Source organism: Nonomuraea sp. NPDC050202 (assembly GCF_040656115.1).
Classification (GTDB): domain Bacteria; phylum Actinomycetota; class Actinomycetes; order Streptosporangiales; family Streptosporangiaceae; genus Nonomuraea.
The window spans coordinates 25,793-49,217 of the sequence record NZ_JBFALF010000042.1 but is presented as its reverse complement, the minus strand read 5'-3'; the positions used below and the strand labels follow the sequence as shown (position 1 = coordinate 49,217).

The 23,425-nt window shown below is 71.5% G+C and carries 20 protein-coding genes; 13 read left to right on the top strand and 7 right to left on the bottom strand.

All coding sequences use genetic code 11. From position 1 onward, the window contains the following. Nucleotides 1-5: 5 nt before the first annotated feature. Nucleotides 6-1,064: a LacI family DNA-binding transcriptional regulator gene (locus AB0I79_RS53650; RefSeq protein WP_357891814.1), complete on the bottom strand. Its 1,059-nt coding sequence runs from the start codon at nt 1,062-1,064 to the stop codon at nt 6-8. A gap of 266 nt (nt 1,065-1,330) precedes the next feature. On the opposite strand from AB0I79_RS53650, the gene AB0I79_RS53645 reads away from it, so the two are divergent. From AB0I79_RS53645 to AB0I79_RS53630, 4 genes are read left to right on the top strand one after another with little or no spacing between them, the layout of a single operon-like run. Next, nucleotides 1,331-2,269, top strand: coding sequence for a sugar ABC transporter permease (locus AB0I79_RS53645; protein WP_357891810.1), 939 nt, complete (start codon nt 1,331-1,333; stop codon nt 2,267-2,269). After that, nucleotides 2,269-3,093 carry a carbohydrate ABC transporter permease gene (locus tag AB0I79_RS53640; protein ID WP_357891807.1) on the top strand — a complete coding sequence of 275 codons (825 nt, stop codon included), beginning with the start codon at nt 2,269-2,271 and terminating at the stop codon, nt 3,091-3,093. Before AB0I79_RS53645 ends, AB0I79_RS53640 begins: the two co-directional genes overlap by 1 nt. Nucleotides 3,094-3,119: 26 nt before the next feature. Further along, entirely contained in the window at nt 3,120-4,391 is a 1,272-nt protein-coding gene (locus tag AB0I79_RS53635) for an extracellular solute-binding protein (protein ID WP_357891804.1), read from the top strand. Continuing rightward, nucleotides 4,388-5,629 (top strand): hypothetical protein, encoded by a 1,242-nt coding sequence (locus AB0I79_RS53630; RefSeq protein WP_357891801.1) that lies wholly within the window; start codon nt 4,388-4,390, stop codon nt 5,627-5,629. The genes AB0I79_RS53635 and AB0I79_RS53630 overlap by 4 nt, the downstream gene beginning before the upstream one ends. Here AB0I79_RS53630 and AB0I79_RS53625 read toward each other — a convergent pair. Next, the gene (locus AB0I79_RS53625) at nt 5,587-7,254 is read right to left on the bottom strand and encodes a serine protease (protein ID WP_357891798.1); all 1,668 of its coding nucleotides are present in this window, start codon (nt 7,252-7,254) and stop codon (nt 5,587-5,589) included. The genes AB0I79_RS53630 and AB0I79_RS53625 overlap by 43 nt on opposite strands. 286 nt (nt 7,255-7,540) lie before the next feature. On the opposite strand from AB0I79_RS53625, the gene AB0I79_RS53620 reads away from it, so the two are divergent. Beyond that, nucleotides 7,541-8,698, top strand: coding sequence for a family 1 glycosylhydrolase (locus AB0I79_RS53620; RefSeq protein ID WP_357891794.1), 1,158 nt, complete (start codon nt 7,541-7,543; stop codon nt 8,696-8,698). Nucleotides 8,699-8,813: 115 nt separating this feature from the next. On the opposite strand, the gene AB0I79_RS53615 is transcribed toward AB0I79_RS53620, so the two are convergent. Then, complete coding sequence (locus AB0I79_RS53615; RefSeq protein ID WP_357891791.1) at nt 8,814-11,150, bottom strand: glycoside hydrolase family 3 C-terminal domain-containing protein; 2,337 nt, start codon at nt 11,148-11,150, stop codon at nt 8,814-8,816. A gap of 16 nt (nt 11,151-11,166) precedes the next feature. Continuing rightward, complete coding sequence (locus AB0I79_RS53610; protein ID WP_357891788.1) at nt 11,167-11,775, bottom strand: TetR/AcrR family transcriptional regulator; 609 nt, start codon at nt 11,773-11,775, stop codon at nt 11,167-11,169. A 142-nt stretch (nt 11,776-11,917) separates the two neighbouring features. Here AB0I79_RS53610 and AB0I79_RS53605 point away from each other — a divergent pair, with 142 nt between their 5' ends. Genes AB0I79_RS53605 through AB0I79_RS53590 form a run of 4 tightly spaced genes read left to right on the top strand, consistent with a single transcriptional unit; the run spans nt 11,918 to nt 16,881 of the window. Beyond that, nucleotides 11,918-13,447 carry an ABC transporter substrate-binding protein gene (locus AB0I79_RS53605; protein WP_357891785.1) on the top strand — a complete coding sequence of 510 codons (1,530 nt, stop codon included), beginning with the start codon at nt 11,918-11,920 and terminating at the stop codon, nt 13,445-13,447. Then, complete coding sequence (locus tag AB0I79_RS53600; protein WP_357891942.1) at nt 13,447-14,388, top strand: ABC transporter permease; 942 nt, start codon at nt 13,447-13,449, stop codon at nt 14,386-14,388. The genes AB0I79_RS53605 and AB0I79_RS53600 overlap by 1 nt, the downstream gene beginning before the upstream one ends. A 28-nt stretch (nt 14,389-14,416) precedes the next feature. Beyond that, on the top strand, nt 14,417-16,054 hold the full coding sequence (locus AB0I79_RS53595) for a dipeptide/oligopeptide/nickel ABC transporter permease/ATP-binding protein (protein ID WP_357891782.1): 1,638 nt from the start codon (nt 14,417-14,419) through the stop codon (nt 16,052-16,054). Further along, the gene (locus AB0I79_RS53590; RefSeq protein WP_357891779.1) at nt 16,051-16,881 is read left to right on the top strand and encodes an ATP-binding cassette domain-containing protein; all 831 of its coding nucleotides are present in this window, start codon (nt 16,051-16,053) and stop codon (nt 16,879-16,881) included. The genes AB0I79_RS53595 and AB0I79_RS53590 overlap by 4 nt, the downstream gene beginning before the upstream one ends. Before the next feature lie 3 nt (nt 16,882-16,884). Here the strand turns inward: AB0I79_RS53590 and AB0I79_RS53585 are convergent, their stop codons facing one another. Continuing rightward, nucleotides 16,885-18,351 carry a family 20 glycosylhydrolase gene (locus AB0I79_RS53585; RefSeq protein WP_357891776.1) on the bottom strand — a complete coding sequence of 489 codons (1,467 nt, stop codon included), beginning with the start codon at nt 18,349-18,351 and terminating at the stop codon, nt 16,885-16,887. A 69-nt stretch (nt 18,352-18,420) separates the two neighbouring features. Here AB0I79_RS53585 and AB0I79_RS53580 point away from each other — a divergent pair, with 69 nt between their 5' ends. The 3 genes from AB0I79_RS53580 (at nt 18,421) to AB0I79_RS53570 (ending at nt 21,481) form a co-directional block, all read left to right on the top strand. Then, nucleotides 18,421-19,185, top strand: a complete 765-nt coding sequence (locus AB0I79_RS53580) for a hypothetical protein (protein ID WP_357891773.1) — start codon at nt 18,421-18,423, stop codon at nt 19,183-19,185. A 244-nt stretch (nt 19,186-19,429) separates the two neighbouring features. Further along, a complete protein-coding gene (locus AB0I79_RS53575; RefSeq protein ID WP_357891770.1) occupies nt 19,430-20,569 on the top strand; it encodes a ThiF family adenylyltransferase in 1,140 nt (379 codons plus the stop codon). Between the two features lie 36 nt (nt 20,570-20,605). After that, entirely contained in the window at nt 20,606-21,481 is an 876-nt protein-coding gene (locus AB0I79_RS53570) for a hypothetical protein (protein ID WP_357891767.1), read from the top strand. A gap of 8 nt (nt 21,482-21,489) precedes the next feature. Here AB0I79_RS53570 and AB0I79_RS53565 read toward each other — a convergent pair whose 3' ends face one another. Both AB0I79_RS53565 and AB0I79_RS53560 read right to left on the bottom strand, forming a co-directional pair. Further along, nucleotides 21,490-21,768, bottom strand: coding sequence for a hypothetical protein (locus AB0I79_RS53565; RefSeq protein ID WP_357891764.1), 279 nt, complete (start codon nt 21,766-21,768; stop codon nt 21,490-21,492). A gap of 55 nt (nt 21,769-21,823) precedes the next feature. Beyond that, nucleotides 21,824-22,456 carry a class I SAM-dependent methyltransferase gene (locus tag AB0I79_RS53560; RefSeq protein ID WP_357891761.1) on the bottom strand — a complete coding sequence of 211 codons (633 nt, stop codon included), beginning with the start codon at nt 22,454-22,456 and terminating at the stop codon, nt 21,824-21,826. A gap of 174 nt (nt 22,457-22,630) precedes the next feature. Here AB0I79_RS53560 and AB0I79_RS53555 point away from each other — a divergent pair, with 174 nt between their 5' ends. Further along, nucleotides 22,631-23,413, top strand: a complete 783-nt coding sequence (locus AB0I79_RS53555) for a trypsin-like peptidase domain-containing protein (RefSeq protein ID WP_357891758.1) — start codon at nt 22,631-22,633, stop codon at nt 23,411-23,413. Nucleotides 23,414-23,425 lie beyond the last annotated feature (12 nt).

Below are 23,425 nucleotides of genomic sequence, written 5' to 3'. Positions count from 1 at the left end.
TCCCGTCATCCGTCGTGGTGGGCGTCCTCGGCGGCGGGGAGCGAGGTCTCGCGGACCACGAGCTCGGGCTCGAACCGCCCCAGCGTGTCGCGCTCGGACTCGATGCCCAGCAGGATGCGCACGGCACTGGCACCGAGGGCCGCCGACGGATGCCGGATGGTCGTCAGCGGCACGATGGCGAAGTCGGCGAACTCTATGTCGTCGTACCCGACCAGCGACAGATCCTCCGGCACCCGGACCCCGCCCATGATCAACCCGTGCAGCAGGCCCAGCGCGAGCAGGTCGTTGCCCGCCACGATGCCGTCGGGGAAGCCGGTGGCCGGGCGACGCAGCAGCGTCCGCGTGACCGCCTCGCCGACCTTCGCGGTCTGCACCTGGACGCGGATGATCTCCAGCGAGGCGGGCTCGGGGAACTCGTCGACCGCCCGCTTGGCCCCTGCCAGCCGCAGGTCGACGTGGGGGTGCGGGCCGCCGATGAAGATCAGCCGCCGCCGCCCCTGGGCGAGCAGGTGCGAGGCCGCCAGGTGGCCGCCGCGCTCGTTGTCGCCGGAGATCGCCGGGTAGCTGTGCGGCCCCGTGGCCGTGCCGACCAGGACGAACGGCGTGCCCCTGCGGCCGAGCCCGAGCAACTCCTCGGGCACGTCGCCGACCGGGGCCGCGAGGATGCCGCTGACCTGCTGGGACTCGAAGAAGCCGAGGTAGGCCCGCTCGCGCTCCGGGCTCTCGTCGCTGTTGGCCACGAGGATGAAGCGGCCGTGCGCGGCGGCCTCCGCCTCGGCGCCCGCCGCGAGCTCGGCGTAGACGGGGTTGCCGATGTTGGAGACCAGCAGCCCCAGCGCCAGGCTGTGCCCCACGCGGAGCCGGCGCGCCGCCTCGTTGCCGACGTAGCCGAGCTCGTCGGCGGCCTCGATGACGCGGCGCCGCAGGTCGGGCGAGACGCGGCCCGGCTGGGTGAAGGTGTAGGAGACCGTCGCCCGGGAGACCCCGGCGCGAGCCGCCACGTCGGCGACCGTGGGGGCGGAGACCTCGGCCTTCGACTGCTTCGGCGCCGATCCAGAGACCATCGGGCTCCTCACTGACATGTCTTCGAGGCCGGGTGTCGGCCCTCAGCCTAGCGGATCTGTGAATGGATTCACGAAAGTGGCCCCGAGCCCGGTGACGTCATTGACACCGCCGAGATCGTGCCCGTAATCTGCCCGAAACGTCGTGAATCGATTCACGACGAGTGGGCTCGCTCCCCGACGAGGCCGCGATCACCAACCCCGCGATCAACCCGCCTCCGTCCAGCAGACCACGCGCATCCATGGTCACCCCGCGAGAGGAGTCACCCGTGGCTGCCACTCAAGCGACGACGACACCGCCCGGCGTACGCGAACCCGCCCCGCAGCCCCCTGCCAAGCGCCGCCGGGTCGGGGTCCGCGCGCCCTGGTGGTTCGTCGTGCCCGCGATCTCGATCTACCTCTTCATCGTCGTCGTCCCCAGCGCCAACGGCGCGCTGTTCTCCTTCACCGACTGGAACGGCCTGCGCCCCGACTGGTCCTTCGTCGGCCTGGACAACTTCACCTCCGTCTTCTCCGACCGCACGGCGCTCGACGCCCTGGTCAACACCCTCATCCTGGCGGCGGCCGCCACGGTCGTGCAGAACATCGCCGGCCTGCTCCTCGCGCTCGGCGTGAACAGCATGGTCAAGAGCCGCTACGTGCTGCGGGTGATCTTCTTCGCGCCCGTGGTCCTCACGCCGCTGGTCGCCGGGTACGTGTGGAGCTTCCTGCTGTCGCCCAACGGCGCCGTGAACGACGCCCTGCGCGCCGTCGGCCTGGGCGCGCTGGCCCACGACTGGCTCGGCGACCCCGACACGGCCCTGTACGCCATCGTCCTGGAGATCGTCTGGCAGTTCTCCGGCTACTCCATGGTGATCTACCTGGCAGGGCTGCAGGGGATCCCGGCCGAGGTGCTGGAGGCGGCCACCATCGACGGGGCGGGGGCGTGGAGCAAGTTCCGCCGCGTCGTGCTGCCGCTGCTCAACGGCGCGGTCGTGATCAACGTGATGCTCTGCCTCATCGGCGGGCTCAAGCAGTTCGACCAGGTCATGGCCATGACCGGCGGCGGCCCTGGCACGGCGACGGAGACGATCTCGACGGCCATCTACAAGAGCGCGTTCTCGCTCGGCGACTTCCCGTTCTCGATCGCGCTGGCCGTCGTCATGACCGTGGTCATCGCGGTCCTGGCGGGAGTCCAGTTCCGCCTGACGCAGAGGAAGAGCATCTGATGCACTCGCGATACACCTGGCGCACGCTGGCGCGCGAGCTGAGCCTGATCCTGCTCGCGCTGGCCTTCCTCGTGCCGCTGGTCGGCCTGCTCAACGTCTCGCTCAAGCCGCAGGACAGCCAGAGCGGGGCGCTGGCCTTCGCGTTCCCGCCCACGCTGGACAACTACGTCCAGGCCTGGAACCAGGCCAGCCTCGGTGCGGCGCTGGCCAACAGCTTCCTCATCACGGCCGTCAGCGTCGTGCTGATCATCGGCTTCGCGTCGATGGCGGCCTACCCGCTGGCCCGCGTCACCAGGGGCTGGTCGCGGTACACGTTCTCCTTCGTCATCGGCGGCCTGCTCGTGCCCGGCCAGCTCGCCCTGCTCCCGCTCTACGCCACCATGCGCGACCTCGGCCTGCTCGGCTCGCTGTGGTCGGTCATCCTGATCAACGTCGGGCAGCAGATCCCGTTCTCGGTCTTCCTCTACACGATGTTCCTGCGCGAGCTGCCGCTCGACTACGAGGAGGCCGCGCTGCTCGACGGCTGCGGGCCGGTGCGCTCGTTCGTCTCCGTGGTCTTCCCGCTGCTGCGCCCGGTCACCGGCACGGTCGTGATCCTCAACGCGGTCGGCATCTGGAACGAGTTCTTCACCCCGCTGCTGTATCTCGGCGGCAGCGACAACACCACGGCACCGGTGGCGATCTACGGGTTCGTCAGCCAGTACGTCTCGCAGTGGCCCCTCATCTTCGCCGGCCTCGTGATCAGCGTGATCCCCATCCTCGTCGTCTACTTCGCGCTGCAGAAACACATCATCAAGGGCTTCGCCGGCGGCCTCAAAGGTTGATTCCCCACCCCCCATTGGAGTTCGTCATGAAGAAGATCGTCACAACGCTCGCCTCCACCTGCTGCCTCGCGGTCGCGGCAGGCGCCTGCTCGACCTCGGGCGGCCAGACCACCGCCACCTCCGGCGAGCAGGTCCTCACCCTCGCCGCCGCCGGACAGGGCCCGGCCCAGGCCGCCGTCGAGGCGTTCGAGAAGGCCAACCCGGGCGTCACCGTCAAGACCACGTTCACCGAGGACGACGCCTCCTACCAGCAGCAGCTGCGCACCCAGCTCTCCTCGGGCACGGCCCCCGACGTGTTCCGCATGTGGCCGGGCGGCGGCAACACCATGGCCGTCCGCGACCTCGGCGCCGACGGCATGCTGATGGACCTGTCGGGCGAGGGCTGGGCGAGCGGCCTGAGCGCCGACCTCAAGGCCGTCACCAGCGACCCGGCGGGCAAGGTGGTGGCCGTCCCGGTGACGATCGGCGCCATCGGAGCCGTGTGGAACGACCAGGCGCTGGCCAGGACCGGCCTGAGCAAGCCCACGACCTGGCCGGAGGTGCTCGCGTTCTGCAAGGACGCCAAGGCCAAGGGGGTCGTGGCGTTCGCGCTCGGCCTCAAGTCGGCGTGGGTCACCCAGCTCGTCCCGTACGCGCTGACCGCCTCCCTCGTCTACGGCCCGAACCCGCAGTTCACCCAGCAGCAGAAGGACGGCCAGGCGAGCTTCGCCCGGTCGGAGTGGAAGCAGGCGATGGAGAAGTACCTGCAACTGCGCGAGTCCGGCTGCTTCAACGACAGCCCCAACGGCGTCGGCTACGACGAGCAGATGCAGCTCCTCGGCCAGGGCAAGGCGCTGGGCGCCGTGCACGTGCTGTCCGCCGTGCAGTCGGCGCTCAACTCCGCGCCGCAGGGCACCACGTTCTCGATGACGCCGTTCCCCGCCACCGGCAGCGCCGAGGAGACCTACCTGCCGGTGTCGGTCGGCATCGTGTACGGCGTCAACGCCAAGGCCAAGAACCCGGCCCTGGCCAAGAAGTTCATGCAGTTCCTCGCCTCCCCGGAAGGCCAGGCGCTGTACGCCACGGAGTCGGGCAGCAGCCCGGCGCTGTCGAGCCCGTCGTTCCAGCCCGACGCGCTCCAGCAGCCGGTGCTCGAAGCCGTCAAGAACGGGAAGTCCACCCTCTACCCGGACCAGGGCTGGCCCGGCCCGAAGGTGCAGCAGGAGCACCTGACCTCCGTCCAGGAGCTGTTCAACGGGACGATCGACGTGCCGACCCTGCTCGGCCGCATGGACAAGGCGTTCGGAGGGGCCAAGTGAACCTGGAAGCCTGCCTCTGGATCACCCCCAAGATCTTCGACGATCTGGACGATCCGGGCCCGGGGGTGGCGGCCTTCTTCGACCACCACGCCGACTGGCTGGCCGACCGGCCCGTCACGATCGTGTTCTGCGCCGGCAACGGCGACCACGTGCTGAACTACGCCGGCCGCGACGCCTGGGACCACCACTTCGACTGGGCCCGCTACAACTGCTTCGCGCTGGCGCCCGGCGGGCCCGCCGCCGCCACGAGGGCGCACAACCGCGACTGGCTGGCCCGGGTGCGCGACGGGGGCGAGCGCTCGTTCAACCCGTACTCGGCCGGGCCCATGTTCGTGCTGTCCGAGCAGCCGATGGACTACCGGACGCTGGCCGGCGTCTACGCGGCCGTGCGCGCCGAGGCCGAGCGGCGCGGCCTGCGGGTGAGCCTGCTGGAGTACCTGGAGCCGGGGCCGGAGTTCTGCCGCAGCGAGTGGAAGACGGAGCGGCACCCGGAGGCGGCGACCGGCACCGCCGACGCCGGCGGGCACATCGTGCCGGGCGTCATCGACGTGACCGCGCCGCTCGCGGCCGACCCCCGCCCGTACGCCGCCTTCCCCGGCGGCATCGAGGCCGGGCTGGCGGCCGGGGAGTTCGTGGCCGCGCAGACGGCGGCGTTCACGGCCGACTTCGGGCTGGACGGGGTCATGCTCGGCAACCAGTTCGGCCTGGTCGGGTTCTGGCACCCGGACAACGCGCCGCCGCTCACGCCGGAGCGTTCGGCCGGGATCGAGCGGTTCTTCCTGCGGCTGCGGGAGGCCATGGGGGACCGGCTCGTCTACTGGATGGACACCTACTGGCGGGCCGAGGTGGAGCGGGCGGCCTGGGGCATGACCGACGCCGCCTACCGCTCGCTCGACGCGATCCTGGTCAGCACGTTCGCCGTGCTCGTCGAGCGCACCGAGATCGTGCCGAACCTGCTGAGCAAGGCCGCGCTCGGCGGGCCGCGGCCGCTGCTCGGGCTCGACTTCGTGGATCCCTGGTACTGGTACCGGACCTATCTGGACGACCGGCGTACCTACCTCTACCAGCGGGAGGTGCTGGCGGCGCACGCCGGCTCCGTGGCCGGGGTGTCCTTCTTCGCGAACGACACCTTCGGCCATTTCGTGCCGGACGCCGAGCTGGCGGCCACCCTGGAAGCGGTCAGGAAGGCGGACGTTCAGGAGGGACGGCCGTCCCGCGGGGGCGAGAACTGGCCGTAGCGGACGTCGCGCGTCCGGTCGCCGAGGTACGGCTGCCCCGCCTGCCCGTGCTGAGGCGCGGGCTGCGGGCCGTGACCGTAGTTCGAGCCGTTGTATCCGTACGGGCCCGGGGCCGGGGCCGGCGGGACCGGGGGCGACACCTGGGCGTGACCTGCCGGAAGCTGGTGCTGCTGCCACGGCGGTGACGGCACCGCGCCGTACGGGGCGTGCGCGGCGGCGGCGCGGCGGCGGCGCCGGCCGAGCACCTTCACCAGCACCACGGCGAGCACGATCACGAGCAGCGCGCCGGCCGCGATCAGCACCCACATGAGGACCGGCCGGGGCGACTCGTCCTTGCCCGCCGAGATCGCCGCCTGCGTGTCGCTGATGTACTTGGCCACGTACGGGTGGTTCGGGAAGAGCGCCTGCACCTCGCGGAACTTGGGCAGCGCGTCCTCGAAGTAGTTGCGGAAGTAGTCGTTGAGCGCCTCGTTGTACCGGGTGGTGGTCACGCCCTGGGCGGGCTTGACGTTCTTCTCGCCGAGCTTCTCCTTGATGATGCTCACCGGCAGCACGAAACTCTCGCTCTCCGAGGCCTCGCCGCCCTCGCTCACCGTGCCGGCGATCAGCATGCCGATGACCTTGCCGTCCTTGCTGAACACCGGGCCGCCGGAGTTGCCCTGGTAGGACGGCGCCTGGGTCTGGATGTACGGCACCCCGGTCTGGGTGGTGCGCTTGGCGTTGTACGGCCCCTCGGTCAGCGCCGGCTCCAGCCTCGACTCCAGGCTGAAGAACGGCGTGTTCGTCACCAGGCCGGGGAAGCCGCTGATGTACAGCGTGTCGCCGGTGCGCACGTCGGCGTCCTCGCCGAGCGGGACGGTCGGCAGGTTCTGCTGGCCGTTGACCTTGAGCAGCGCGAAGTCCTTGCCGGGGTAGCTCTCGCCCACCGAGACCAGCTCCGCCGGGGTCGCCTTGGCGGTCTTGTCCACGCCGCCGCCCGGCAGGCTCTGCAGCACCGACAGGCTCTGCTGCAGGTTACGGATCTTCATGTGGCCGGTGTTGAACGTGACGTAGATCTGCTGCGCGAGCTTGAGGATCTCCTCGTCGGCCTCGATGCCCTGCAGCCCGGCGACGATCTCCTTGGCGTCCTGCTCGTTGAACTTGGCCAGCGCCTGCTGCGCGAAGAGCCGGCTGAGCTCGGTCTCGCCGACCTGGACGCAGTGGGCCCCGGTCACCATGTACCCGTCGGGCGTCACCCACCAGCCGGTGCACAGGCCGCCGACCTCGGCCTCGACCGTACGCTCCGGGGTGGTCTCGGTGAGGTAGGTGTCCACGTCGGCGGCGATCCGCTGGAAGAGCCACTTGGCGATGCTGCGTTCGTCCGAGGAGATCTTGCCGGCCTGCACGGCCTCGACGGCCTGCTGTGTCAGCCCGTTGAACGCGGTCTCGTTGATCGTGCTGGTCGGGACGGCGACCGTGCCGGTGTAGGTGAAGCTCGTCAGCTGGACCGCGGGCTGCGTACGCGCCGCCAGCCAGGTGCCGACGGACACGTCCGGCCGCTCGTCGGGCGCGTCGTCGGCCGCCGCAGGGGCGGCGGGCAGCGCCACCGCCACGACGGCCGCCGCGACCGCGGCGATCTTCGTCAACCTTTTCCTGAAATATCCGCTCACGTAGGGAGATGGTGAGGGTGCGCTCTTGTCCATGGCTTGGAGCCGACTGGGAACGCGGCCGCGCAGCCCGAGCGGATCCGTGAAGTTTTGGTGCTCCAGTTGGCCCCCACTGGAGCGCCCTCAGGCTAGTGGTGGCTTGTCCGCTTTGTCTAGCTTTATGGCGCGATGGCGGTTTTGATCCCTTGGGTGGAGTGGCGAGCGCGGTTACTAACCACCTGGTAGGTTTTGCGTCGACTCCAATGCATGTGAAGGGACGGCGGGGATGGGGATCGCGTTTCCCGAGGGCTTCCTGTGGGGTGCGGCGAGCAGCGCGCACCAGATCGAGGGCAACAACGTCGCCAGCGACCTGTGGGGGCTGGAGAGCCGGCTGCCCGAGCGCAGCGGCGACGCCTGCGACAGCTACCACCGCTGGCCGGAGGACCTCGACCTGGTGCGGGACCTCGGCCTGAGCGCCTACCGGTTCGGCGTCGAGTGGGCGCGGATCGAGCCGGTCGAGGGCGAGGTGTCGCGGGCCCACCTCGCGCACTACCGCCGCATGGTGCAGGGCTGCCTGGAGCGGGGGCTCACCCCCGTGGTGACGCTGCACCACTTCACCAGCCCGATGTGGTTCCAGCGGGAGGGCGGCTGGCGGTCCGGCACGGCGGTCGAGCGCTTCCGCAGGTACGTGCGGGCGGTGCTGCCGATCCTGGACGGCGTCCCCTGGGTGTGCACGATCAACGAGCCCAACATGCTCGCGATGATGGCGGAGGCGATGCGGAACGGGCACCGGGAGGGCGGCGTGGCCGGCGCCATGGCGGCCCCGGACCAGGGGATGGCCGACACGCTGGTCGAGGCGCACCGGGCCGCCCGCGAGGAACTCGGCGCGGCCGGCCTGAGGTCGGGGTGGACGATCGCCAACCAGAACTTCCAGGCCGAGGACGGCGCGCAGGCCGAGCGGGACGCGTGGGCGTGGCCCCGGGAGGACCGGTTCCTGGACGCCGCCGAGGGCGACGACTTCGTCGGCGTGCAGGCGTACACGCGGGTGCGGATCGGCCGCGAGGGCGCGCTGCCCGTGCCCGACGGCGCCCGGCGCACGCTCACCGGGTGGGAGTTCTACCCCGGCGCGCTCGGCGACGCCGTCCGGCACACGGCCCGGCGGCTGCCCGGCGTGCCGATCCTGGTGACGGAGAACGGCGTGGCCACGGGCGACGACGCCGAGCGCGTGGAGTACACGCGCGCGGCGCTGGCCGGGCTGCACGTGGCCATGGCCGAGGGGGCCGACGTGCGCGGATACCTGCACTGGTCGCTGCTGGACAACTACGAGTGGGGCTCGTGGGCGCCGACCTTCGGGCTGGTGTCGGTGGACCGGGAGACGTTCGCCCGCGACGCCAAGCCGAGCGCCCGCTGGCTGGGCGACGTCGCCCGCGCCAACGCCCTGTAGGACCTGGCCCGGACACGCGCCCTCGCGCCCTTCAGAAGGACGGCACGTCCTCGCGTCCTTCAGGAGGGCGGCGTGCCCCCGAGTTCTTCAGGAGAACGGGCGAATCCCGCGTCCTTCAGGAGTGGGCGCGCCGGACGGCGGCGACCAGGTCGTTCACGGCCTGCGCCGTCAGTCCCAGCCCGAACGTGCGGAACTTGATCAGCGGGATGCCGAGCGCCAGCCGCAGCAGCGCCGGGTCCGCCCCGGAAACGCCCGGCGCCCCGCGCAGCCGCTCCTTCAGCACCCGCCCGCCCACCGGATGGGCCAGCCATTCGCCCAGCGTGGACATCCCGGTCAGCTCGGCCACGTAGCCGTCGCCCGGCGTGGTCACCTCGGCGCGCAGGCGGATGTCGCGGGAGGAAGCGCCGACCTCGACGACGAAGGGGCCGGGGTCGATCCGCCAGCCCCCGCGCTCCACCGACCACTGGGCCAGGTCCCGCCCTGTGAGCGGCAGCCGCACCCGCTCGCTCGCCCCTGGCTCCAGGCCGACCTTGGCGAAGCCACGCAGCGTGTGGCGCGGCCGGGTAGGCCGCTCCTCCTCGAAGGCCACGTAGAGCTGCGCGACCTCCTGCGCGGCCCGCTCCCCGGTGTTGGTGACGGTGAACTGCACGAGCCACTCGTTCGTGCCGGTCTCGCGGACCTCCAGGCCGGAGTAGGCGAAGCTGGAGTAGGTCAGCCCGTGACCGAAGGGGTAGGCCACCTCGGTGCCGAGCGTGTCGTGGTGCCGGTAACCGACGTAGCGGCCCTCGCCGTACAGGACGTGCCCGTCGGAGCCGGGGAAGTGCAGGTGGCAGGGCACGTCGGCCAGGCGCAGCGGGATCGTCTCGGTGAGCCGTCCCGACGGGCTGTGCGTGCCGAGCAGCAGGTCGGCCAGCGCGGCCCCGCCCGCCTGGCCGAGCAGCCAGCCCTCCAGCACGGCGGAGGCGTGCTCCTGCCATCCGGCGACCGAGACGACGCCGCCGTTGGAGAGCACGACGACGACCCGCGGGCAGGCGTCGGCGACCCGGCGCAGCAACGCGACCTGGACGGCGGGCAGGTCGAGGGTCGTGCGGTCGAAACCCTCCGACTCCGCGGCGTCCGGCAGGCCGAGGAACAGGACCGCCACGTCGGCGGCGGCGGCCGTCTCCACGGCCTCCCGCTCCAGCTCGGGATCGGGCGCCCCGTCGAGCCGGTAGCCGGGCGCGAACGTCACGCCGATCGCCGCGCGCAGCGAATCCAGCGCGCTGTCCAGCCTGGTGGGCACCACGTGGGAGCTGCCGTGGCCCTGGTAGCGCGGGGTGCGGGCCTGCTCGCCCAGCACCGCGACGCGCAGCCCGGGGGCCAGCGGCAGGACGCCGTCGTTCTTCAGCAGCACGGCCGAGGCACGGGCGGCCTCGCGGGCCAGCTCGTGGTGCGCCTCGACGTCCCAGCCGCCGTGCCCCGCCCGGTCCCCGACCTGCTCGCCCTGCTCAGCGTGCTCGGCCTGCTCGGCCTGCTCGGCCTGGGCGTCCAGCCGCCCGGCCCGGTCGCGTACCCGCCCGGCAAGGCGTCCCGGCCGGGCGCGTACCCGCTCGGCCAGCCGGATCACCCGTCCGGCCGCCACGTCCAGGACGGACTCGGGCAGGCGGCCCGCGCGCACCGCCGCGACGATCTCCTCGTCCGTCCCGGTGGGCGGCATCTCCAGGTCGAGGCCCGCTTCCAGGGCCGCCACGCGGTCGTTCACCGCGCCCCAGTCGGACATCACCAGCCCGTCGAAGCCCCACTCGCCGCGCAGCAGCTCGGTCAGCAGCCACCGGTACTGGCTGGCGTACACGCCGTTGACCCGGTTGTAGGCGCACATCACCGCGTACGGCCCCGCCTCCCGCACGATGTGCTCGAAGGCGGGCAGGTAGATCTCGCGCAGCGTCTGCTCGTCCACGTCCGCGCTGACGCGCATGCGGTCGGTCTCCTGGTTGTTGACCGCGAAGTGCTTCACGCAGGCCCCGACGCCCAGCGACTGGATGCCGGTCACCACGGCCGCGCCCATCACGCCGGTCAGGTGAGGGTCCTCGGAGAAGTACTCGAAGTTGCGCCCGCACAGCGGGGAGCGCTTGATGTTCACCCCCGGCCCGAGCACGACGTCCACCCCGAGCGCGCCGGCCTCCCTGGCCAGCGCCGCGCCCACGCGCCCGGCGAGCCCGGGATCCCAGGAGGAGCCGAGCGCGACGGCGGGCGGGAAACACGTGGCGGGCACGCTGTCACGCAGGCCCAGCGCGTCACCGGAGGAGCCGGAGGAATCAGCGGAGCCGGAGGGTTCGGAGGGGTCGCGCTGGCGGCGGATCCCGTGCGGGCCGTCGGAGAGCGTGAGTGCCGGCACCACGTCACGGACCGCTGTGGTGTGCCAGGTGCCGCCTCCGGAGGTGAGCGACGCCTTCTCCTCCAGGGTGAGTTTCATGCAATACCTCGATTTATCAGGGTTTGGGATCCAGGCCGAGCTGCCTCAGGAACGTGATCACCGCGGCCCGCATGTCCACCTGGTCGGGATCGAGCAGCCACTGCGTCTGCAGGCCGTCGATCAACGCGATGAGCTGCTGGGCGACCGCGCCGGGATCGTGCGGCAGCGGCGGCGTGGAGCGCGCGAACAGGATGCCGAGCAGCCACGACGCCTGCCGGCGCAGCCCGCGGTAACGCTTGACGAAGTAGTCGTGGGCCGGATGGCCGGGATCGGCCGCCTCCCCGGAGATCTTGACGTAGAGCCCGACGAGGCCGGGGGTGCCCATGTTCCTGGCCACCTGGTCCACGATGCGGTCGAGCAGTTCCTCCGGTGACAGCTCGACGTCTCGGCCGTGCATCAGCTCGCCGTCCACCTCGTCGCGGCGGCTGAGCACCTCGATGAGCAGGCTCTCCTTGCCGGGGAAGTGGTGCAGCAGCCCGGCGTGCGTCAGGCCCGCGTGGGCGGCGATGTCCCTCAGCGACACGGCGTGGAAGCCTGAGCGCGAGAACAGCTCTGTGGCGGAGTCGAGGATGCGGGCGCGCGTGCGCTCGCCCTTGCTCCCTCGACGTGGCGTCGGTTCGCTCACCGGCCGGCCCTTTCTGCGGTGTTGGGCACGTGGGCTGCGGTTACGTGCCGCGGTAGGGCGAGAGTAGCCCGCACGAATTAAACCTACCACCTGGTTAGTTTTGCGGTGTATGCTCCCCGGCAAACGAGACGGAGTGAGCGCCATGAAGAGATCCGCCACCGCAGCCCTCCTCGTCACCGCGAGCCTGATCGCCGGCTGTTCCGGCCCAGACGGCGGCGGCGGTACGGCGGGCGGCGCACGCGCGACCCTGAACATCGCGACCATGACCCTGCCGCAGAGCCTCGACCCCAAGGACGCCAACGGCAGCGCACTGCCGTTCTTCCAGGCGGTCTACGACACGCTGATCAAGCGCGAGCCCGACGGCGCCTACAGCCCGATGCTGGCCACCGAGTGGAAGTACGACGACAAGCTCACCGAGCTGAGCCTCACCCTGCGCGGCGACGTGAAGTTCGACGACGGCACGCCGTTCGACGCCGCGGCCGTCAAGGCGAACATGGAGCGCTTCCGCAAGGGCGGCGGCGCCCAGGCCAAGACGCTGAACGACGTCAAGTCCATCGAGGTCGTCGACCCCACGCACGTCACGCTCGTCCTCAGCAAGCCGAACCCGGCCATGCTGTACTACCTGAGCGACGCCGCCGGCCTCATGGCCAACCCGAAGGACTTCGCCCAGGACGACACGCTCAAGACCAGGCCGGGCGGCACCGGCCCGTACGAGCTGGACCCGAGCCAGACCGTCATCGGCACGAAGTGGGTGTTCACCCGCACCGCCCGCTACTGGGGCGCCAGGCTCCCGTACGACACGATCGCCATCAGCTACTTCGACAACGAGACCGCGATCGTCAACGGCATCAAGACCGGCCAGCTCAACGCCGCCCTCATCCAGGACGCCGACCAGCAGATCAGCGTCGAGAGCGACCCCAAGGTGAAGACGGCCAAGCAGGAGTTCGACTTCCAGGGCGTGTTCCTGTTCGACCGGGCCGGGGCGGTCACGCCCGAGCTGCGCGACCCCCGCGTACGGCAGGCGCTGAACTACGCGATCGACCGCCCGACCATGCTGGCCAAGATCCGCCAGGGCCGCGGCGCGGTCACCAGCCAGGTCTTCGGCCCCGCCACGGCTGCCTACAAGCCGGAGCTGGACACGTACTACAGCTTCGACCAGGCCAAGGCCCGCGCGCTGCTCAAGGAGGCCGGCCACGAGAGCGGCTTCACGCTGAAGCTGCCGCGCATCCCGGCCATCGTCCCCGACGCGCTGGCCGCCTCGCTCCAGTCCGATCTGGGCGCGGTCGGCGTGAAGCTGGTCTGGGACGACCTCGACCCCGGCTCCGCCGTCCAGCGCATCTTCAAGGACCGCGCCTACTCCGCCATGGTCATGAACATGGGCCAGTCGTCGGCCGACTGGGTCGCGGTCGGCGAGGTGGTGCTGCCCGGTGCCTTCAACATGTTCGGCTACACCGACGACACGGTGAAGAGGCTGCTGCCCAAGATCCAGGGCAGCTCGGCGCAGGACGCGAAGGCCGACCTGCAGGCGCTCAACGAGCACCTGGTCGCCGACGGCTGGTTCATGCCGTTCTACCGGATGACGTACCTGCACGTCTCGGACGGAAGCGTGACGATCAAGCCGCAGGACGGCATGGCGGTGCCCGCCATCTACAACTACGCGCCCGCGCAGTGATGCTGAGCTTCGTCGTCCGCAGGATCGCGGCCGGGGCCCTCCTCGTGCTCGTGATCTCCTTCCTCTCCTACACGCTGCTGTCGATCCCGGACCTCGACGTGGGCAGGCAACTGCTCGGGCAGAGCGCGTCGCAGGACCTCGTGGACGCCAAGAACGCCGCGCTCGGCCTGGACCGCCCCGTCCTCGTCCAGTACCTGGACTGGCTCGCCCACGCCGTCCGCGGTGACCTCGGCACGTCCTGGTTCACCAGCGAGGACGTGGTGCGCGCCATCGCCAACCGGCTGCCCGTCACGATCAGCCTCATGGCCGGGGTCACGCTCGTCACGGCGGTGGCCTCGTTCCTGCTGGGCGTCTGGGCGGGGGTGCGGCGGGGCGCGGTGGACCGGTTCGTCCAGGTCTTCTCCGTGCTCGGGTACGCCCTGCCGAACTTCCTGGTCACGCTGGTCATCGTGCTCGTCTTCGCGGTGCGCCTGCGGTGGTTCCCCGCCATCGGGTACGTCGGGATCGGCGAGTCGTTGACGGGATGGTTGTCCACGGTGCTGCTGCCCGTGCTCTCGCTGTCGGTCGGGTCCGTCGCGGGCGTCGCCCAGCAGGTCAGGAGCTCGGTGATCGAGGTGCTGCGCCAGGATTACGTTCGGACCCTGCGCGCCAGGGGGCTGCCGCCGTCGCGCATCGTGCTCAAGCACGTCCTGCGCAACGCCTCGGCCCCGGCGCTGGCGGTGCTCGGCATGCAGTTCGTCGGCCTGCTCGGCGGCGCCGTCCTGGTCGAGCAGATCTTCGGCCTGCCCGGCATCGGCAGCATGACCGTCACCTACACCACCCGGGGCGACATCCCGATCATCATGGCGCTGGTCATGCTCACCGTGATCGGCGTGATCGCCGTCAACCTCGTCGTCGACATCCTCATCGGCTGGCTCAACCCGAAGGCGAGGATCGCATGAACCCGCTCTCCCGCATTCCGAGGATCGCATGAACACGCTCTCCCGGACGCTGCGGCATCCGCTCGGGCTGGCCTCCGCGCTCGTCCTGGCCGCGATCCTGCTCGGGGTGCTGTTCGCGCCCGCGCTCAGCCCGCAGGCTCCCGACGCGTCCAGCCTGCGGGACGCCTTCGCCGGCCCGTCGGCGGGCCATCCGCTCGGCTTCGACTCGGCCGGCCGGGACATCCTGTCGCGCCTGTTGCACGGCGGCCGCAACACGCTCGGCGGCGCGGCGCTGGCCCTGGCGGTCGCGCTCGCGCTCGGCGTGCCGGCGGGGCTGCTGGCAGGCTACTACGGCGGCTGGTTCGACTCGGTGGCGAGCTGGACCGTCAATCTGATCATGGCGCTGCCCGCCATGGTGGTGCTGCTCGCCTCCCGGGCCATCCTCGGCTCCACCGTGTGGGTGCTCATGGTGGTGCTCGGCTTCCTGGTCGCCCCCGCCTTCTTCCGCCTGGTACGCGGCATCGTCGCGGGGGTGCGCAACGAGCTGTACGTGGACGCCGCCCGGGTGTCGGGGCTGAGCGACACCAGGATCGTGGCCCGCCACATCCTCGTCGTGGTCCGCGCCCCGATCATCATCCAGATCGCGCTCGTCTCGGGCATCGCCATCGGCCTGCAGGCAGGGCTGGAGTTCCTCGGCATCGGCAGCGGCGACGTGCCGACGTGGGGCGCGATGCTGAACGAGGCGTTCAAGAACATCCAGCGCGAGCCGCTGCTGCTGCTCTGGCCCGGCCTCGCGCTGGGGCTCACCAGCGGCGCGCTGGTGCTGCTCGCCGCCGCGCTGCGCGACGCGCTGGAGGACAGGCCTTCGGCGCCCGTGCCCGCTCAGGCGCCCGCCGCGGTGCACGAGCCGCGCGAAGGCCTGCTGTCCGTACGCGACCTGGCCGTCGCCTACCCGGGACGCGAGGTCGTCCACGGGGTGGACCTCGACGTACGGGCCGGGGAGATCGTCGGGCTGGTCGGCGAGTCGGGCTCGGGCAAGACCCAGACCGCCTTCGCCGTCCTCGGCATCCTGCCCGAGAACGGCCGGATCGCCCGCGGCAGCATCACGATCGAGGGGGAGGAGATCGTCGGCCTGCCCGAGCGGCGGCACCGGGCGCTGCGCGGCACCGTGGTCGCGTACGTCCCCCAGGAGCCCATGAGCAACCTCGACCCCGCCTTCACGATCGGCAGCCAGCTCGTCGAGCCCATCCGCCACAAGCTGGGCCTGAGCAGGGCCGAGGCGCGCGCGCGGGTCCTGGAGCTGCTGGCGCAGGTGGAGATCGCCGATCCGGAGCGGGCCTTCCGCTCCTACCCGCACGAGATCTCCGGCGGCATGGCCCAGCGCGTGCTCATCGCCGGAGCCATGTCGTGCGACCCGAAGCTGCTCATCGCCGACGAGCCCACCACCGCGCTCGACGTCAGGGTCCAGGCCGAGGTGCTCGGCCTGCTGCGCAGGCTGCAGGCCGAGCGCGGCCTCGGTGTCCTGCTCGTCACCCACAACCTGGGGGTCGTCGCCGACCTGTGCGACCGGGTCGCCGTCATGTCCGAGGGCCGCATCGTCGAGACCGGCACCGCCGAGCAGGTGCTGAGCGCCCCCGAAGACCCCTACACCCGCAAGCTGCTCGGCGCAGTGCTGGAGGTTTCGTGAACGCCCTGCTCAAGGTCGAGGACCTGCACGTCTCCTTCCCCGGCAAGGGGTGGCGGGCGCCGCGTACGGAGGTGCTGCGCGGGGTGTCGCTGGACATCGCGCCCGGCGAGACCCTCGGCCTGGTGGGGGAGTCGGGCTCCGGCAAGACCACGATCGGCCGGGCCGTCCTCGGGCTCGCGCCGGTGGCGTCGGGGACGATCACGTTCGGCGGGCGGCGCATCGACGGCCTCACCGGCCGGCGGCGCCGGGAGCTTGCCCGCGACCTGCAGGTCATCTTCCAGGACCCGTACACCTCGCTGAACCCCTCGCGGACCATCGGCGACACGCTGGCCGAGCCCCTGCTGGGGCTGGGCGCCCGCAACGCCCGCGAGCGCGTGGCCCGGCTGCTCGACCGCGTTCACCTGCCCGCGGACGCGGCGCGGAGGCTGCCGCGCGAGTTCTCCGGCGGGCAGCGGCAGCGGGTGGCGATCGCCCGCGCGCTGGCGATCGACCCCAAGCTCATCGTGTGCGACGAGCCGGTCTCCGCGCTCGACCTGACCACCCAGCGGACGGTGCTCGACCTGCTGCGGGAGATCCAGCAGCAGTCGGGGGTCTCCTACCTGTTCGTCTCGCACGACCTCGCGGTGGTGCGCTTCATGGCGCACCGGGTGGCCGTCATCCACCGGGGCGAGATCGTGGAGACCGGCTCCGTGGCCGCGGTGACCGGCGAGCCACGCCACCCGTACACGCGCGGTCTGCTGCTGGCGGCCCCGGTCGCCGACGTCGCCGCGCAGCGGGCCCGGCGGGAGGCGTTCGAGGCCTACGCGAAGAGCTCGGCGGACCGGTAGGTCCTACTCGAACAGATCGGTCGACCGGTAGTAACCGCCCCAGCCCAGGCGTTGCCACCAGGAGGTGTGCGTGCGCACCCGCTCCCGGTAGTCCTCCCACGTGGTGGCCCGTTCCGTCCACGCCTTCTCGGCGATCCCGGCCAGCCGGGGCAGCAGCAGGAACGCCAGGTCGTCGAAGCTCTTCACCGTCTCGCACCACATGGCGGCCTCCACGCCGGCCAGCCGCGCGCCGGCGGGGATCTCCACCAGCTCGCCCGGCCGCCAGCCGAAGTACTCCCGGCTCGTCATCGGCCGGTAGGAGGCGAACCCGACCCGCTCCCGCCGCTCGTTCTGCTCCTCCAGCGCCGACGGCTCCCCGTAACGCCGGTCGAGGTAGAGCACCCGGCTCGGCGAGGCCAGCACGGCCGCCCCCGCCGCCACCGCGCCGGGCACGTCGTGCGGCGCCTGCTCGAACGAGCGGGCCGCGATGTCGATGAGCGGGAGGTACTCCGGCGGCGCCGCCTTCCGTGCCGCCTCGGGGTCGAAGGCGTCCCCGTCGCCGATCCAGCACTGCGCGATGTCGGCAGGGGTCAGCGCCCCCGAGCGGCTGACCTCCTGCCAGCCCACGACCCGCTTCCCCGTCGCCCTGGCCAGGCCGAGCGCGCGGGCGACGAACGCCGCGTACAGCTCGTGCGGCATCCCGAACGCCTCGTCGCCGCCGAGGTGCAGGTACGGGCCCGGGGTGAGCGCCGCGACCTCGCGGAGCACGTCCGCCACGAACCGCCACGTCACCTCCGCCCGCGGGTCGAGGAAGGGGATGAGCGGATGGGCCGGCTCGTCCTCGCCCCCGAGCTCGGGGTACGCCTGCACGGCGGCCAGCACGTGCCCCGGCATGTCGATCTCGGGCACGACCGTGACGAAACGCTCCCCCGCGTACGCGACGATCTCCCGGTAGTCGTCGTGCGTGTAGCGCTCCGGGCCGGTGAGCCGGGGCCACGCGGTGATCTGGAGCCGCCAGGCCTGGCTGTCGGTCAGGTGCAGGTGCAGGACGTTGAACTTGTACAACGCCAGCAGGTCGATGACCTTCTTGACCTGCTCGACGGTGAAGAAGTGGCGCGCCACGTCCAGCGACAACCCGCGCCAGGCCAGGGCGGGGCCGTCGCCGATCCGCACGCACGGCACCGTGCGGTCCTCCGTGACGAGCTGCGCCACGGTCGTCGCGCCCCGGAAGAGCCCCTCCGCCGACCCGGCGGTGACGGTGGCCCCCGCCGCCGTCACCACGAGCTCGTACTCCTCGCCGTCGCCCTTGCCCAGCGCGAGCGTGACCTCCGCCGCCCCGCCCACCTGCGCGGACCCGCCGAGCAGAGCGGCGACGACCCGCCCCAGCCCGAGCAGGCCCTCGGACGGCACGGCGACCCGCGGCGAGCCGCCGAGCTCCAGGACGCCTTGGCCGGCGGGCGACAGGTCACGGGGGAGCGGAACCACATGCATTCCCTATTTCTACCACGTGGTAGGAAATGGGGCCTTGATGGGTGCCAGGCCGCCAGGCACGATGCCCTCATGACGGGGGAACCGCTCGGCGGGGGGAACGACGTCGGTGCCGTCCGCGTGGGCGCCACCGTCCGGCGGCCGGTCAGGGAGTGGACGGCCTCGGTCCACGAGCTGCTGCGCCACCTGGAGCGCAAGGGCTTCGAGGGAGCTCCCCGCGTGCTGGGCATCGACCAGGGCGGGTACGAGGTGCTCACGTACCTGGAGGGCGACACCATGGGGGACGCGGCGGTGTGGCCGTCGTGGACCCGTACCGAGGACACGCTCGTGCAGGTGGCGCGGTGGCTGCGGGCCTACCACGAGGTCGTGGCCGACTTCGTGCCGCCCCCGGGCGCCCGCTGGCGCTCGGGAAGGCGCTGGTCGCCGGGCCTGATCATCGGGCACAACGACGCGGGCCCCGCCAACGCCGCCTACCGGGCCGGGCGGCTGACCGGGTTCTTCGACTGGGACTTCGCCGGACCGACCACGGTGGACGCCGAGGTGGCGCTGGTGGCGCACTGCTGGGTGCCGCTGCACGCCCGGCACGTGGACGCCTCGACGGGGTTCACCGCGTTCGAGGCCCGGCCCGCCAGGCTGCGCCGGTTCCTGGACGCCTACGGGTGGGCGGGCCGGCCGGAGGCGCTGGTCAGGAACGTGCAGGCGCAGATGGCCGAGCGGGCCGCGCTGATCCGCCGGCTGGGCCACGCGGGCGAGGGGCTCTACGCCCGGCTGCTGCGGCGCGGGGTGGCCGACGAGCTCGATCAGGCCGTGCGCGAACTCGACGAGTTTTCTTGGTGAAGAATACTCAGTAAGTCTCTTTGTCAGGCAACCTCGAACTCGGCATGATATGCGCGGGAGAATATCAGAGGAGAAAGGGTAGCGATGGAACGACGCCCGGTGATGGTGAAGGTGGAAGAAGTCCCGTTGCGCGTCGGGGCGGTGACCGCGTCGAACTCCCACGGAAACTGAAACGTCGGCTCGGGTAGCGTCCTGTGGGTGAAGCATTCCCGGCTTCACCCACACCTTCGTAGGAGGCACGTCCGTGGCCGACACCGCACCGCGCCCACGCCTGCGTGACAGCGTCATCGTGCAGGCCGACGGCGGCACGCTGCTGTTCCTGTGCCTGGCCGACCGGACCGTGAAGAGATTCGCCTGCGACGAATTCGTGAAAGACGTGGTGGTGCTTCTCGACGGCACCCGCACCATCGCGGAGATCGGCGCTCTCGCCTGTGGCGGCCATCCCGACGCCCGGGAGCGGGTGGCGGAAGTCGTGCAAATCCTGGAGCGCGAAGGGCTGTTGAGCCGGGTCGCCGACCCCGAGCGGGAATTTCGTCTTTTAGGCACCGCGCGCGCCGAATTCTACGACCGGCAACTACGGCTGTTCCAGGACTTCTGCGACCAGGGCTGGTCGCCGGAGACGAGCGGGGCCGCACTCCAGCGGCGCCTCGGCGACGCGACCGCCGTCGTCTGCGGGGTCGGCGGGCTGGGCGGATGGGTGGCGCTCGCGCTGGCCGGCGCGGGCGTCGGCCGGATCCGCGTCTGCGACTTCGACCGGGTCGAGGTCTCGAACCTCACCCGGCAGGTGCTGTTCGGGATGGCCGACCTGGGCGTGCCCAAGGCGGACGCGGCGGCCGCCCGGTTGCGCGAGGTCAACCCGTTCATCGAGGTCGAGGCCGTGGCGCGGCGCATCGATGGCGCCGGCGACCTCGCCGACGTCGTCAAGGGCGCGGACATCGTCATCAACGCGGCCGACCTGCCCACCCCCAACGACGTGGCCGGCTGGGTGAGCGAGGCCTGCTGGCCGGACATCCCACACATCATGGGGACGGGTTACGCCTACCACATCGGCGTCCTCGGCACCTCGATCGTCCCCGGCCGGACCGCCTGCTGGTCCTGCGTACGAGCGGAGACGTTCGCCGATCACGGGCGGGACGGCATGGAGACCGTCGTGGGGAAGCGGGACAAGGCGGGCGCGATGGGGGCGCTGTCCGGCCTTGTCGGCAACATCCTGGCCTGGGAGGCGATCCGCATCCTGGCGGGGCTGCCGCCGGCGCTCGGCGACCGGTGGAGCGAGGTGGACTTCTGGCCGCTGGAGATCCGCTCGCGAGCCGTCCGGCAGCGGCCCGACTGCCCGACGTGCGGTGTCCCGCCGAACCGGAGAGGCCATTCCGGCATCCCATAGAGCATGAAATTACTGGCGGCCCTCCTCCTGGCTTCTGTGACCTTCACGACCTCTGTGGCGCTGACCGCACAACCGGCGCAGGCGACCGCGGCGGACCTGATCGCCTACGCGCAGTACCGCACCGAGACCTGGGAGCTCGTGCTCGCCGGCGGAGAGGTGGTGCAGGTGCCGGAGGCGCTCGCCAAGGCCCCCGCCGACGCCGTCAACCCCGGCGCCAGGGCGGCGTTCCTGATCAGTGGGGACGGGCGGCATTTCTTCTACTTCCGGAAACGGGATGGGCTGTTCGTCGAGCGGACCGTGCACGGCAGGGAACGGGTGGTGGCCAGGGGGATCAAGGCGTACGCGATCTACGAGGAGTGGCCGCAGGTGTCGGACGACGGCAGGTTCGTGGTCATGGAGACCTCGGGGCCGGGGATCGGCGTGATCGCGGACGTGCGGACCGGCAGGACGCTGCGCGGCCCGCAGTCGCCGGACGTGTGGGGCTTCCACGGCTTCAGCCCGGACAGCAAGCGGATGCTGATGGGCGGTGAACGGCTGGTGGTCTTCGACCAGAGGATGCGTGCCCGTACGCGGCTGAAGTCGAAGCAGGCGCCGGCGGCGCTGGCGAACGACTACGTGACGGCGGCGGTGCCCGTCGGCGACCGCAAGCTCCGCCTGCTCGACGTGCGCACCGGCAAGCTCGGCCGCACGGTGACGGCGCGCCTGCCGCGCGGCGGGCGCATCCACGACCTCGACTTCGACCGGTCGGGGCAGGTCATCGTGCGCTCGAAGACCAAGGCGGGAGTGGCGGTCTACCGCCTCTCTCCCAAGACCGGCAAGGCGACCCTGCTGCGCGCGATCGACCGCCCCGCCGGCGCGAAGACCTGGGTGCTGCCGGGGGATGGCATGTACGAGCGGTGGACGGAGAAATGAGGTAGAGCTCAGCCTCTCGCCAGGCTGATCCGCCAGCGCAACGTGCCGGCGGCGCAGAGCGCCGCGCCGCCGGCCGCCAGGAGCACGATCGCCGGAATCCGCACCAGGCTCCGGACGTCCGTACAGCCGTCCGAGAGGAAAAGGCGCGCGTAGGAGGCGATCGAAGGAAGGGCATCGTCCGGCACGGCCTCGACGAACGCCGACCCGCAGTCCTGCCCGCCGGACGTGACGGGGAGGAACCCGGTGAGAACGCCGGAGCCGATCAGAATCAGGGCGACGACCGCCACGACTTTGGCACCCATGGCGCCTGATCATGCCACGTTTCCGACCGGCCCGGCAGGCTCAGCCGCGCAGCAGCAGGTTGCCCCGACGGAACCGCTCCTCCGCCTCGGGCTCCCGCAACATCCGCCCGACCTCCACGAACCCGGCCTCCGCCGCCAGCTTCGCCAGGTCGTCGACCGGCCACCGGTAAGCGGTCGTCACCTTGTGGTCGAACGCCGTCACCGGCCCGCCCTCGGCCTCGAAGAACCCGAGCAGCAGGTGCCCTCCAGGAGCGAGCACCCGCCGGAACTCGGCGAAGTACGGCCGCAACTCCTCCGGCGGCGTGTGGATGATCGAGTACCACGACAGGATGCCGCTGAGCTCGCCGTCGGCGAGGTCCAGCGCCGTCATCGAACCGACCTCGAAGCGCAGATCGGGATAGGCCTGCCGGGCGAGGTCGATCATCACCGGCGACAGGTCGACCCCGAAGGCGGTCAACCCCAGATCCCGCAGATGCGCCGTCATCTGCCCCGGCCCGCACCCCAGCTCCGCCACGGTCCCGCCGCCCGCGTCCCGTACGGAGCCGGCGAACGCGGCCAGCATCGCACGGTCCAGCGGCAACTTCGGCTCGCCCTGGGCGAAGTCGGCGTAGACGACGGCGATGGCGTCGTAGGCCTGAGCGGTGGCAGTCAGATAGGAGGAAGAGTCGGTCATGGCGGACGATGCTAGCCCGGTTTCCGCACGCCCGGTCGCCGAACCGGCGGCCGAGTTCACGTACTGCCGGGACCTGCCGGCCGAGCTCCAGGCCGGCTGACGCGGGACCGGTTCTCATGGAGTTCTCAGGTGAAGTTTGTGGCACTTTGAGCTGACTTTTATGACGATGGAGCGATGGAGCACGTGCCGCAGGCGGCTGGTGCGGCCGAGGCTCGCAAGGCCGTGGCCGGGAGGGCGCGGCGGTCGGTGGCCGGGGCCGGTGCGCTCGTCGTCGTCGCGGCGCTGGCGTATTGGCTGGGCAGCGCAGACGGGAGCGGCCAGGAGGCCGCGCCCAGGCCGAGCCCCACGCCGACGCCCAGTGCGACGCTCACGGTGCCCGACGTCTACAAGAGGGTCGGGCCGTCGGTGGTGGTCATCCAGGCCGGGAAGTCGCTCGGCACCGGGGTGATCGCGGCCGACGACGGCACGATCCTGACCGCCCACCACGTCGTCAAGGGCGCGAAGGACGTCAACCTGACGTTCGCCGACGGCACGAAGGCGAAGGCCGTGGTCGCGTCGTCGAACCCCAAGCGGGACGTCGCGACGCTCACGCCCGCGAAGCTGCCGGAGATCGTCGTCCCGGCGACGCTCGGCGGCGGCGTGGCCGTGGGCGCGCCCGTCGTGGCGATCGGCAACCCGCTGGGACTGACGTACAGCGTCTCCACCGGCGTGGTGTCGGGGCTGGACCGGTCCGCGGAGCAGGGCGACCTGAGCGGGCTCATCCAGTTCGACGCCTCCGTGAACCCGGGCAGCTCCGGCGGCCCCCTCCTGGACGCCCGCGGCCTGGTCGTCGGGATCGTCGTCTCGATCGCCGACCCGGGCGGCGACGAGGCGTTCGCCGGCATCGCGTTCGCGGTGCCGATCGGCGCGGCCCTGGGCGGGGACGAAGGCGACGGCCCCGACGGGCCCCGGATATGACCGAAGGGATCG